This is a genomic window from Undibacterium sp. Di24W, assembly GCF_049340325.1.
Taxonomy (GTDB): domain Bacteria; phylum Pseudomonadota; class Gammaproteobacteria; order Burkholderiales; family Burkholderiaceae_D; genus Undibacterium.
The window spans coordinates 42419-55009 of the sequence record NZ_JBMPOP010000009.1; the positions used below are offsets into that span (position 1 = coordinate 42419).

Annotated in this window: 11 protein-coding genes; 5 read left to right on the top strand and 6 right to left on the bottom strand. The window is 46.5% G+C overall.

The genetic code is table 11. From position 1 onward, the window contains the following. Positions 1-139: 139 nt before the first annotated feature. From ACO0KZ_RS17710 to ACO0KZ_RS17720, 3 genes are all read right to left on the bottom strand, one after another. Entirely contained in the window at positions 140-721 is a 582-nt protein-coding gene (locus ACO0KZ_RS17710) for a DUF6151 family protein (protein WP_422997643.1), read from the bottom strand. Positions 722-1119: 398 nt separating this feature from the next. Further along, on the bottom strand, positions 1120-1641 hold the full coding sequence (locus tag ACO0KZ_RS17715; RefSeq protein ID WP_422997645.1) for a metal-dependent hydrolase: 522 nt from the start codon (positions 1639-1641) through the stop codon (positions 1120-1122). Positions 1642-1820: 179 nt separating this feature from the next. Beyond that, positions 1821-2849, bottom strand: coding sequence for a hypothetical protein (locus ACO0KZ_RS17720; RefSeq protein WP_422997647.1), 1029 nt, complete (start codon positions 2847-2849; stop codon positions 1821-1823). A 115-nt stretch (positions 2850-2964) separates the two neighbouring features. Between ACO0KZ_RS17720 and ACO0KZ_RS17725 the strand changes: the two genes are divergently transcribed. Beyond that, positions 2965-4536, top strand: coding sequence for a tryptophan halogenase family protein (locus ACO0KZ_RS17725; RefSeq protein WP_422997649.1), 1572 nt, complete (start codon positions 2965-2967; stop codon positions 4534-4536). 355 nt (positions 4537-4891) lie between these two features. Next, positions 4892-6007, top strand: a complete 1116-nt coding sequence (ald, locus tag ACO0KZ_RS17730; protein ID WP_422997651.1) for an alanine dehydrogenase — start codon at positions 4892-4894, stop codon at positions 6005-6007. 127 nt (positions 6008-6134) lie between these two features. Here ald and ACO0KZ_RS17735 read toward each other — a convergent pair whose 3' ends face one another. Together ACO0KZ_RS17735 and ACO0KZ_RS17740 are read right to left on the bottom strand one after the other, a co-directional pair. Next, on the bottom strand, positions 6135-6767 hold the full coding sequence (locus ACO0KZ_RS17735) for a head GIN domain-containing protein (protein WP_422997653.1): 633 nt from the start codon (positions 6765-6767) through the stop codon (positions 6135-6137). A 218-nt stretch (positions 6768-6985) separates the two neighbouring features. Continuing rightward, positions 6986-7411: a hypothetical protein gene (locus tag ACO0KZ_RS17740; protein ID WP_422997655.1), complete on the bottom strand. Its 426-nt coding sequence runs from the start codon at positions 7409-7411 to the stop codon at positions 6986-6988. 533 nt (positions 7412-7944) lie between these two features. Here ACO0KZ_RS17740 and ACO0KZ_RS17745 point away from each other — a divergent pair. Continuing rightward, positions 7945-8409, top strand: coding sequence for an Hsp20 family protein (locus ACO0KZ_RS17745; protein ID WP_422997657.1), 465 nt, complete (start codon positions 7945-7947; stop codon positions 8407-8409). A gap of 340 nt (positions 8410-8749) precedes the next feature. Here ACO0KZ_RS17745 and ACO0KZ_RS17750 read toward each other — a convergent pair whose 3' ends face one another. After that, positions 8750-9655, bottom strand: coding sequence for a LysR family transcriptional regulator (locus tag ACO0KZ_RS17750; RefSeq protein WP_422997659.1), 906 nt, complete (start codon positions 9653-9655; stop codon positions 8750-8752). 127 nt (positions 9656-9782) lie between these two features. Between ACO0KZ_RS17750 and hmgA the strand changes: the two genes are divergently transcribed. After that, on the top strand, positions 9783-11078 hold the full coding sequence (gene hmgA / locus ACO0KZ_RS17755; protein ID WP_422997661.1) for a homogentisate 1,2-dioxygenase: 1296 nt from the start codon (positions 9783-9785) through the stop codon (positions 11076-11078). A 119-nt stretch (positions 11079-11197) separates the two neighbouring features. Further along, positions 11198-12526, top strand: a complete 1329-nt coding sequence (gene fahA / locus ACO0KZ_RS17760) for a fumarylacetoacetase (RefSeq protein WP_422997663.1) — start codon at positions 11198-11200, stop codon at positions 12524-12526. Positions 12527-12591 lie beyond the last annotated feature (65 nt).

A 12591-nucleotide genomic window follows, 5' to 3' on the forward strand; every position in this document is an offset into this window, starting at 1 on the left:
AGAAACCGCAATCCAACCCACAGTTTCCTATGCAGGCTAGAAGTGAATCAAATTTAAGATAACTGAGGCTATCAATGCGAATGCTGCTGGCATCAAATCTATTTGCCGACAGCATGAACCGACAAGGCAGACTTATGACTTACTCAGCTTTAAGAGCGGCAACAGTAGCTGCGTCAAGAACTCGCGCTTGTACAATCAACTGCGCCTTAACATCAAACAAGGGAGATTGCTTATAGCTGCCACTCAGACGCGCCGCCAAGCTCATGCCTATAAAGCGGCATATCACCGGAAAGATGCCGTGTTGTGCAGGTTTAGCTACACCTAGCGCCGCTGCGGTTTCAAAACGCGCTGTGATAGGCCCGAAGTCTTTATCGATGTTGTCTCTGTCTAAGGCGGTATGAATTAAGCCGATAAATGCCATTTTGGGATCCGACATGATGTTACCTAATGGGGTTTTACAGCAGGTCGTGTACCAGCGAACCATGCCCTTATCAGTCAAACGAATTGCGGCAAGCTGTTCGACTCCCTGTGAAAACTGCAAGCGCGCCTGGCTCACTTGTATGACCTCGGTGCCGCCTTGTGCATCGAGTGTTCCCTCACCCGTTCCTAAAAAGTGCGCAAATGCACGACAATCGCGACAGTAGCAAACAATGTGATTATGAATGCCCTTGCCGTTGATTTGAGCACGGACAGTTCCACATTGACATCGAATAGCATGCATCGAGTAACTTTCAAATGAAAGAATAAACAAAATCAGACAATGGCAATACTTTTTCGCGGTGATTGAGCGTCAATCGGTCAGTGGATTTTGTTAATCAATTTCTTCGCGATCTCCGATTACGCAATCTTGACAAAATAAAACCCTGCTTCAGAGAAGCCGAAGTATCTTCAGGCCTTACTTTTATACCACGAATACCCAAATACGCAACGACCGAGCCAACACACAACATGAGCCATGCTTCCATAAAAACCCCGAATTGCCCATAGAATGCTTTCAACATCGTAGCAATCCAAGCGTGACGCTTGAGTGCCGACAAATAAGAATGGTCGGCTAACAAAATCGATATTGCAACGAGTATAAATAACATGCCGATGAAAAAAATTCCAGCACTGATAATTTTATTTCGCATCATCATCTTCGTTCGATGAATGAACTGGTTGGCGAGAACGATACATCGTAACGCAAAATGCTAGTAACGCCGCCACGATACAAAGCCAATGCAAGATGTTGAGTGGCAGTAAATGCAAAAACGGATTCATCGAACCAAAAGGAGCAAAGGGTTGAATATCACTATGCATAATGCCATCGAGCACAATATGTGAATACACGCCAATGGTCGCGCCAAGAGAGACCTGCGTTATTGACAATCCCGACCAATTGTAAAGATCCGGAAACCATGCCACACGCTGTTGAAGCTTTCGCATCACTGCAAAAATGAGGACGACAACAGGGATAATAAAAGTAGACCCGAAAAAGCTATGAAAAAAACGATGCAATGGAAACTGTCCATTCAGCATGTAATAAGCTGGCTCAAAATCCAATAGAACATTACTCAATGCAAATGCAATGAAACTTACTCTCTGGGGAAACAGCGCTTGAACTGCAGCGCCCGGGCCGAAATGGAATGGGGTAATGGGCATGATCTAAGTAAATTATTAAACGTTCTTTGCCATCAATACTTACGACGACAAACAATGCAAACTCATGCCATCAATTTTTGTGTTCTATTCTTAAAAAAGCTTCACCGTAGATCTGCACCCGCACATTATGCACGGGAGCAGCATTGCTGCGATTTTATTTTATGCACTTTTAGCACCGATTATAGCAATACTTCTGCTTGTTTTGACACCTCCTGAGCCGATGCAGAACCACCTCTCCAACTACGAATAGCATGCCCCTTGACTGCATACAGAAGAATAAACACATAGCATGGCAACATGATCCAATAGGCACCTTGGGCATTGCCCGTATCGGAAAAATGACCGTAGATCATTGGCAGTAAAGCACCGCCCGCGATTCCCATAATTAAGAGCGCTGAACCACTCGCGGTATACTTGCCCAATCCTTCTAAAGCTAATGGCCAAATTGAAGGCCAGACCAATGCATTGGCCAGACCTAGCAAGGCCAGGAACATCACCGTATTTGGCACCTCTGGTACGCCTGCCCAGGCAATCAGATACTGTGACATCGTAGTATCAGTTGCTGAGCTAAAAATTACGCCGATCGTAAACCCAATGCCACTCAGCGCCGACAATAGCAAGGTAGCTTTTTGCGATACCAAGCGCGGGATACAAGTCGCACCAAACAAATAGCCGAGCGCCATAAAGCTCATGGTGTAGGAGGTTAAAACAGCAAAATTATTCACGCCCAAATGGTGACCATACAAACCTATGGTATCTCCTGCTATCACCTCCACACCGACGTACGCGAATAAGGCAATCGCACCCAATACCAACTGTGGAAATTGCAATACCCCAAAGCGCTGCACCGCGGTGTCGTCTTCACTGTCTTCTACATCCAGCTCAGGGAGTTTCGAAAAATGAATGAGCGACATAAACAAGATCAAACCGACAGCCATTACACCAAGACTAAGCGTCATCCCGTTTTTATAGTCTATACGACTAAGGATGGCTGCAGACGGCAATGCCATCACGGTGTACGCAATATAAAACGCAAAAGTCACCCACAGCGCCTGAAAATCATTGAGATCGCAAACAATCTTTAAGAATGGAATTAATGATCCATTAAGCCAATTGACGAATCCTAAAATAAAGAATAAAAGGCTGATGAAAAACATCGCGATCACAACATGCTTGGTTGATCCAGCGGCTTGAAAAGGCTTGGTCATAACAGTTTCCAAAATAGATTAAAACTGAGAACTGCTTAAGATGAAGCTCTCTGCAACAGAAGAAAGGTCACCGTGATTAAGGGCACACCAACCCCACTTTACAATTTCAGTTCCCATGAGCTCATCAAGATTGCAACACATCGTCATCGTTGGTGGTGGCACAGCTGGCTGGATGACTGCCAATTTGTTGGCGCAGCGGTGGGCTAAACACGGAACAAAAATCAGTCTGATCGAATCAGCCGACATCGGCACCATTGGTGTTGGCGAGGGTTCGACGCCTTTTTTGCGACATTTTCTCCAACTATTACAAATACCTGAGCAGGTATGGATGCCAGCTTGTAATGCCACGTATAAATGTGGCATACGTTTCCCTGGCTGGTCGAGTGTGGTTGGCTACACAGACTATGTACATCCGTTTTTTAATCAGGCCGATCTGGCACTCGGTAACGAATTTTTTAGCAATGCCTGTCTGCGTCGGCGAGGTCATGATGTCGATGCCAATCCACAGGATTTTTTTCTTGCCGCCGAACTAGCCCGACAATGCAAAGCGCCGGTCTATTTGCCACCTCAACGAACAAGAAACTATCAATACGCTGAACAGGCAGATGCCCCAGCTACCGATTACGCCTACCACTTCGACGCTGGGTTACTCGGACAATTTCTAAAATCACACGCGCAATCACTAGGCGTACATCATCAAATTGATACCATTGCCGACGTCAAACTGCATGAGAACGGCGACATCTCGCACCTGCACCTGCATAGCGGTACAGCGCTGCACGCTGATTTCTTTATCGACTGTAGTGGGTTCCGAGGCTTGCTGATCAATCAGGCTCTGGGCGAACCTTTTATCAGCTACAAAGACAATCTATTTAACGACCGTGCGATCGCTATTCCCACGACATTAGATAGTCGACTGCCGATTGCTTCCGAGACGACATCGAGTGCACTATCGAATGGCTGGGCGTGGAAAATTCCCTTAAGCAGTCGGGTTGGTAATGGCTATGTATACGCTTCCGACTTTATCAGCGATGAACAAGCCGAGACCGAGTTACGTCAGCATCTCGGCACTGCGGCAGAACATTCCGAGGCACGACGTTTAAAAATGCGTGTTGGTCGCGTCGAACGTCACTGGCGCAACAACTGTTTAGCAATAGGATTGGCACAAGGTTTCATTGAACCATTGGAGGCCACCGCTCTGATGTTGATTCAAATGTCAGTCGTCAATTTCGTGAGCACGATAGAACAAGCGCAATTTGGCCGCCACCTACAGAACCAATACAATCAAGGCGTCAATCAGATGTTCGAAGGCGTGCGCGATTATGTGGTCGCACACTACCATCTGAACACGCGCAACGACAGTGAATATTGGCGCGCCAACCGCAACCATTGCCACCTCTCAGATCGCCTAACTTCCCTCCTAGAAGTTTGGGATCAAGGTGGTGACTTCGAAGCCGAATTGAGCCGGCACGGCAATGCACTTATGTATTTGCGACCATCGTGGCACTGCCTATTTGCGGGTATGGGACGATTTCCCAAATCTGTTCACCGAAATTCGCAGACAATACAGAGTATCAACTCGGCGCAAGCCAGAAACGCCGTCGCGCAAATTGCTGAATCATTTTACTCACACAATGATTATCTGCAATTGATCTACGGTCAAAGTTGGAAAGCGTCGATGACCTGAAGTCTCGCATCCAAGTTAGACTAAATTCACCAACTTCAACAAATAGGCTCACGTACCGATTTACCGCAACAGATAGAACTGCAGTCGAGGTTCGTACAGTTTTCCGTACTCAAACCATGATTTTGTAATGAAATCCGTACATTGTGCAAGTGCACAATTGCCGTGCGTCAGTAAAATCAACATTTCATTCGTGTGAATGAAATCTCTGATTCTCTCAGTGTCATAATAAAACCCGACTGATTACCCATCTAGTCAAATATAACAACAAAAAAAGTGGCGTCGGGAATAGTCTTCCCGACGCCTTTATTTTTTGAATTTACTCTCCAAAAAATTTCCAAACTAAGAAAGAGACATCATGATCGTAGGCGTACCTAAAGAGATTAAAAACCACGAATACCGCGTGGGTATGACTCCCTCCTCTGTGCGTGAATTAACTTTACGCGGACATCAAGTACTGGTGCAGAAAAATGCAGGTACCGAGATCGGTTTAAGCGATGAGCAATACAAGGCTGTAGGCGCAGAAATAGTCGAAACCGCCAAGGAAATCTTTGAACGTGCGGAGATGATTGTTAAAGTCAAAGAACCACAACCAGTTGAATGCGCGATGTTGCGTCCTGGTCAAATTTTATACACCTACCTGCACCTCGCTCCCGATCCTGAACAAACTGCTGCCCTGGTGAAATCCGGCGCGATTTGTATCGCTTACGAAACCATCACGGGTGCAAATGGCGGCTTGCCCTTATTGGCACCGATGAGTGAAGTTGCGGGTCGTATGGCTATCCAAGCGGGCGCAGCCCATCTGGAAAAATCCAAAGGCGGCATGGGTTTGTTACTAGGCGGCGTACCGGGCGTCGCGCCGGGGCACATCGTGATTATCGGTGCTGGTGTGGTAGGTACCAATGCCTTACAAATGGCGGTTGGTACTGGCGCACGTGTCACGGTTTTAGACAAGAATGTGGATCGTTTACGCCAACTAGATCTGGTGTATGGCAATCGCATTTCCACGCTGTATTCCAATGCACAAGCGATCGAGGAAGCGGTACTCTCGGCCGATTTAGTCATCGGTGGCGTCTTGGTACCAGGCGCGGCTGCACCAAAATTGGTTAGCCGTGATCTGATCTCTCGCATGAAAAAAGGTGCCGTTGTAGTTGACGTCGCGATTGACCAAGGCGGTTGTTTTGAGACTTCTCATGCCACCACGCATGCCGAACCGACTTATGTCGTTGATGGCGTAATTCACTATTGCGTAGCAAACATGCCGGGTGCAGTGGCGCGTACTTCAACTTTCGCCTTAAATAATGCAACGGTTGGCCATGCAGTGGCATTGGCGACTAAGGGATGGAAACAAGCATTGCGTGACGATGTTCATTTGCGCAATGGTTTGAATGTATGCGAAGGCAAAGTGACCTATGAAGCTGTAGCACGTGATTTGGGTTATGACTATGTCGCTGCTGATGGTGTATTGAGTTAATACAGTGGCTGCGCGAGACGGGATCAGAGCAAACAAGATACCGCGATGATCACCGATACTCTATAAAAAATGCCGACCTTATTTCAACTCATATAGGTCGGCATTTTTTTATTCGCAACAAAAATACTTACTTGCCAGCACTAACGCCACCAATACCATCGACAGTTTTACTAATCGATTTTGGATTCCCAAAATAATTTAAAGAACCAATACCTTGAACATTGGCTTTTAGTTTTTCTGTTGCGGTCACTTCCACCGAACCTATGCCTTCCACCGTCGCATCAACGTTTTCTGCGACTAAAGCTTTGGCGTCAACAAAGCCCACACCTTGCGCGCGCAATTTAAAGTCACGCACTTTACCGCTCATTTTCAACAAACCAACGCCTTCATAGTTCAACTCAAACCGCTCACCTGCAATCTTACTCACAGTCGTTAAGCCTGCACCTTCCATTTTAAATTTCGTTAATGCTGGCATAGTCACTATCACTTTTAAATCATCGGAGATACGAATATTCTTTTTTTCTTTGTAGCTGATTAAAAGCTCATCGCCAGAAATATCGGTGATAATTTTTTCCATGTATTTGTCATCACCTTTAATCGTAATTGAATGTGCACTACCCACCACAACTTCTACCGATAGCGCCCCTTGGGTACGTATCGTACTAAATGGTGTCACCTTACGTACTTGTTCAGCGGCACTGGCTAAGGTACTCGCGAGAGCGAGGCCTAGGGTGAAACATGAAATCCAAATTTTGCGCATGATGAGCTCCAAAGACGAATGGGTTAGTAATTGATCGGACAATTTATTCACAACAAAACTGCAATGTAACTAGTTTGCCTATCTTTTTGTATTTTGTGTGACAAACGCGATGAAATGTCATTTTATGGGTTCAGAATGCAAAACGCTTACCCGCGAGCGAAAATAGAACGAAAAAAAAACGGCGCATAACGCGCCGTTTCATCTTGCAAGTAACTAGATTACTTTGCTGGTGCTGCAGGTGTTGATGCAGCTGCCTTTTCCACAGTTTTTTCTACCGCTTTTTCAGTGTGTTTTTTTACCGCTTTTTCAGCATGTTTTGCTGGCGCTGTCATTGCTTTTACATCGGCACTAGCAGCAACTTTTGCTGCAGCGGGAACACTCGCTGCGGAAGAAGCAACTGTCGCGGCTGCTGGGGTCGCTGGTGATGCTACTGCACTTGCCGCTTTTGTTGCTTCAGCTTTCGCCGCAGCTTTATGTGTGGACGCTGCACTTGATGCGGCGGACGCTGCCGCTGGTGCTGGCGCTACGCTCGTTGCTGGAGTTACAGCTGGTTTTGCTGGCGCTGTTGGTGTTTGATTAGCGTGTGCCAAAGCTGCGCCAAAAGAGATTGCTGTTGCAACGAATGTCAAAGCGATTTTTTTCATGATAATTTCCCTGTATATTGAACTGCAAAGTTAAGCTACTTAAGAGTGAGTACTAATCCGGTGCTACATTTTTTCTTGCTGATTCGCAGTGCTTGCTGCGTACTCCAATAACGGGGTCGAACTTTTATCTGTTGACACGAATTTCAAATATTTTCTAAATTTTTTTGGGAAGCTAGCAACGCAAATTGAGATGCGGTACCAACACAATTTGAACAAAAAGATAAATATGATTTAAGGTGAGTTACTTAAACACATTCAACATACACACTCAATTAGCGAGAACTACAAACGTTAAAAAACTATTTAACACTTCGCTTCTCTTCGCTTTGATTAGAACTATTAGATAGACCTAAACGGAAGAGAAGCGCGCCGAAATGGGGACGTATCTACACCTTTCAAGCCCCTAAAAAATTTAAATTATTTTCTCTTGAAAAGCACTTTTACCATCTGCATATCGGTATCAGCAGATGCTCAAGTGAGGTCTGTGAATTTTCTTAAACCACATATCGCTTCACTTTATAAGGATATATATCATGCGTAATTTTGACTTTTCTCCACTCTATCGTTCTGCCATTGGTTTTGATCGTTTAGCTCATTTATTTAATGAAGCGCAACGCGCAGAAGCGACACCGAGTTACCCGCCCTACAATATTGAATTGGTCACCGAAGACCAATACCGCATTAGCATGGCGGTCGCTGGATTTGACCGCAGTGAGATTGAAATTGAAACCGAGCGTGATGTATTGAAAGTAGTTGGTCGCAAAGCCAAACCTGAGACTCAGGGCACCTATTTACACCGTGGTATTGCGACACGCGATTTTGAACATAATTTCCGGCTAGCGGATCATGTCAAAGTGATCGGTGCACGTTTAGACAATGGTCTATTGAGTATTGAGTTGCAGCGCGAAATTCCGGAAGCGCACAAGCCACGCCGCATTTTGATTGATGGCGAAGCCTTACGCTCTGTCGCACCTGTTGATCAATTACAGGCTGCATAATTTTTCAGCTTCCTCGCTGAGTGAATCTCACTTAATTACTCCTTTTTTTGGTTCCCCTCCTCGCGTGGCTGGCAACAGTCACGCTTTTTTTCATATACTGTTTTGAGTTTAAAGTTAGAGGTAGCTAACGTCGCCCTCGTTCCCCCCAAGAAGAAAGCAAACAGACAAGCTGAGGTCGCCCTCGAAATCGGAAATCAGCCCGACTTAAAACTAGATTTCAAAAATTGGTTTGAGAGCCTTGAGGAACCTATAGAAAGAACGACAAAATCCTGAGTTGAGTATACGGGTAGGCAGGTGGACAAATAGAGATTAGTGCTTATGCGGAAACTTAAGCTAAAACTCAATCTGAAAAAAGCTCGACCAAAAGCTTGCGTAACCAGAGGTTGCCATCGTCCTGTGCAAAACGTCGGTGCCAAAATATATTCGTTTGTAGCCTTGGCAATTTGATCGGCGGTTTCGTGTACGCCAAGTCGAAAGCCGCAGCGGCACTGGCTGCTAGTTTTTGTGGCACCGTCGCCACCAGATCAGTGGTGCTGACGATATAGGGTACTGAAGCGAAATGTGGCACTGTAAAATTGGCGCTGGCTGATATACCAACTTTTTCTAGGCTTTGATTAATTTTGTCGTAAGGACTTTCTTTGGTCGATACGATCAAATGTTCGGCACTTAAGAATTCTTTTGCTGAGATATCTTCTTTCAAAATCGGATGCCGTTGCCTATACAGGCACACATAGTCTTGCTGAAACAGTCGTCGATGATACAGTGCGCCAGACATAGCTTCAAAGGCACCGATCGCCAGATCTATTCTGCCGGTTTCCATTTCTGCCATTAAGTCGACGCTATTGGCACGTATGGTCGAGATTTGTATTTGCGGTGCGTGAATACGACATTGCTTGATCAGTATCGGCATGAAATGCATTTCGCCAACATCCGTCATCGCTATCGTGAAATGCCGCTGACTGTTTGATAGATTAAAGACATCCTGCTGATTAAGTGCTTTCGTAATATTGGCAAGCGCTGCGGCAACTGGATCGGCCAATTGCTGAGCGAATGGCGTCGGTTGCATGCCCTGCGAGGTGCGCACAAATAACTCGTCATTAAAGGTTTTGCGCAAACGCGCCAAGGCATTACTCACCGCTGGTTGCGACAAATTAAGCTTGCGCGCCACACTGGAGATCTGTCGCTCTTGAAACACTTCTTGAAAAACCACGAGCAGGTTTAAGTCTACGTCTTTGGCTTCTATCATAGTCGCTCCTAACAACCGCCCATAATTGATTTCGTGAATGATCTACATTTTAGTATTTATATCGTAAAAATGAAGAGATTGCACTACATTAGCGCATTCTCGTGTTTTCTTTACTTTGGATAAGATCATGACTACTAATTATATGAGCGGTTTCGCCAATGAATATGCTACCGAAGCGCTACCAGGCGCATTACCGCTGAATCAAAATTCACCTCAGAAATGCGCCTATGGCCTGTATGCCGAACAGATTTCGGGTACCGCATTCACTGCGCCACGCCACGCTAATCGCCGCTCCTGGACTTATCGTATCCGCCCAGCGGCCATGCATCAGCCCTTCGTACAAATCGATAGTGGTAAATTGACGAATGATTTCGCCCAGGTTCCAAGTACACCCAACCAATTGCGTTGGGATCCACAGCCGATGCCAACCACGACTAGCGATTTTATTCAAGGCTGGTTGACTATGGCGGGCAATGGCTCTGCCGATGCACAAACCGGTTGTGCCATCCATCTGTACGCGGCAAACCGCGACATGACGGACAGATTCTTTTACAACGCCGACGCGGAATTACTGATCATTCCGCAACAAGGTCGTTTGCACATTAAGACGGAACTCGGCTTAATTGATATCGAGCCGCAAGAAATCGCTGTGATTCCACGTGGCGTGCGCTTTCAGGTCACACTGCCGGATGGCGAAGCACGCGGCTATGTATGTGAAAATTTCGGTGTGATGTTAAAGCTACCCGACTTAGGTGTGATCGGTTCCAATGGCTTGGCAAACCCACGTGATTTCTTGACGCCTACCGCTTGGTACGAAGACCGCGAAGGTGACTTTGAATTAGTCGCAAAGTTTAGCGGCAATTTGTGGAGTGCGAAAATCGGCCACTCTCCCCTCGATGTCGTCGCCTGGCATGGCAATATGGCGCCGTACAAATATGATCTGCGTCATTTCAATACGATAGGCTCTATCAGTTACGACCATCCTGATCCCTCGATATTTTTGGTCTTACAATCACCGAGCAATACGCCGGGTGTTGATACTATCGATTTCGTGATTTTCCCGCCGCGTTGGTTAGCAGCGGAAAACACCTTCCGCCCACCTTGGTTTCATCGCAATATTGCCAGCGAATTTATGGGTTTAATTCATGGTCAATACGATGCCAAATCAGGTGGGTTCCGTCCGGGTGGTGCCAGCTTGCACAATTGTATGACCGGACACGGACCTGACGCGCCGACCTTTGAAAAGGCAAGTAATATCGACACCAGTACGCCGCAAAAAGTCGATAATACGATGGCGTTCATGATAGAAACCAATACCATTCTGAAACCAACTCGCGCCGCTATGGAATCGCCGTTACTACAGGCAGATTATTTCCAATGCTGGCAAGGGATAAAAAAGAATTTTGATCCGTCACAAAAGTAAAATATTTTTTATGACAATTTAGCCGCAGCGTCACAGAAAATCCAGAGTAAGCTATAGGTAAAGCTCTGCACATTCTGAGCCTCTGCGGTTGAGTATTTTATCTTGCTAAGAAAGTCACTATGTCAGTACAACTTAACGATACCCACAATCCAGCATTACGTAGCTGGGTCGCATCCGCCAATGATGGCAACACGGATTTTCCGATTCAGAATTTGCCCTTTGGCGTGTTTCGCCGCACAGATAGTAACGAACACTTTCGCATTGGTGTCGCCATCGGTGACCAGATTCTGGATCTGACTTTAGCACAACAGGCGGGTGTATTTTCCACGATCATGGATGCACGTTTGGCGCATGCTCTATCAGCGAACTCCTTAAATGCCCTGATGGATTTAGGCAATGGCGTTTCCTCAGCGGTGCGCGCTGTCTTATCGCATGCCTTACGCGAAGGTGCCTCGGCTCAGGCTGGCTTACACGCAACCTTGGTGGCGCAAACAGATGCTGAGTATGCATTGCCTGCACAAATTGGTGACTACACCGATTTTTACACCTCAGTGCATCACGCCACTGCTGTCGGTAAATTGTTCCGTCCAGATAATCCATTATTACCTAACTACAAATGGGTGCCGATTGGCTACCACGGTCGTTCTTCTTCAATTGGTGTATCGGGCCAACAGTTCCACCGCCCTATCGGGCAAACTATGCCACCGACAGCAACAACACCTATCTTCGCTGCAGCCAAGCGCATGGATTATGAATGCGAAGTCGGTGTTTTCATCGGTCAAGGCAATGCTTTAGGTGACGCGATTGACATCAGCCAGGCAGAAGAACATGTGTTCGGTATGTGCTTGCTAAATGATTGGTCGGCACGTGATTTACAAGCATGGGAATACCAACCTTTGGGACCTTTCCTCGCAAAGAATTTTGCCTCAACGATTTCACCGTGGGTTGTCACATTAGAAGCCTTAGCACCGTATCGCAAAGGCTGGGCACGCGATGCGGCCGACCCGCAACCCTTGCCGTATCTGGATAATGCCGATCTGCGCAGCACTGGTGCGTTTGACATACAACTGGAAGTCTTGGTACAGACAGAAAAAATGCGCCAAGACGGCACACCAGCTCAACGCCTGTCGCTGTCGAATTTCAGCCATTCGTATTGGACGGTATCGCAAATGGTTACGCACCACACCGTCAACGGCTGTAATTTGCGCGCAGGCGATTTCTTAGGTTCAGGTACACAGTCTGGTCCTTTAGCAGAAGAAGCGGGCTCCTTATTAGAGCTGACAGAAGGTGGGAAGAAAGCGATCATCTTGAGCAACGGCGAACAACGTATTTTTATCGAAGATGGTGACAGTATCATCATGCGCGGTTGGGCGCAAAAAGATGGTGCCCCCCGTATCGGATTTGGTGAAGTTGAAGGTCGCTTGTTGCCTGCACGTGATCTGACTTAAGCCTCAATCAGGTAAGCTAATCTGGTAAGCAGTAGAGGAAAGAAAAGTGCGCGCGCTTTTCTTTC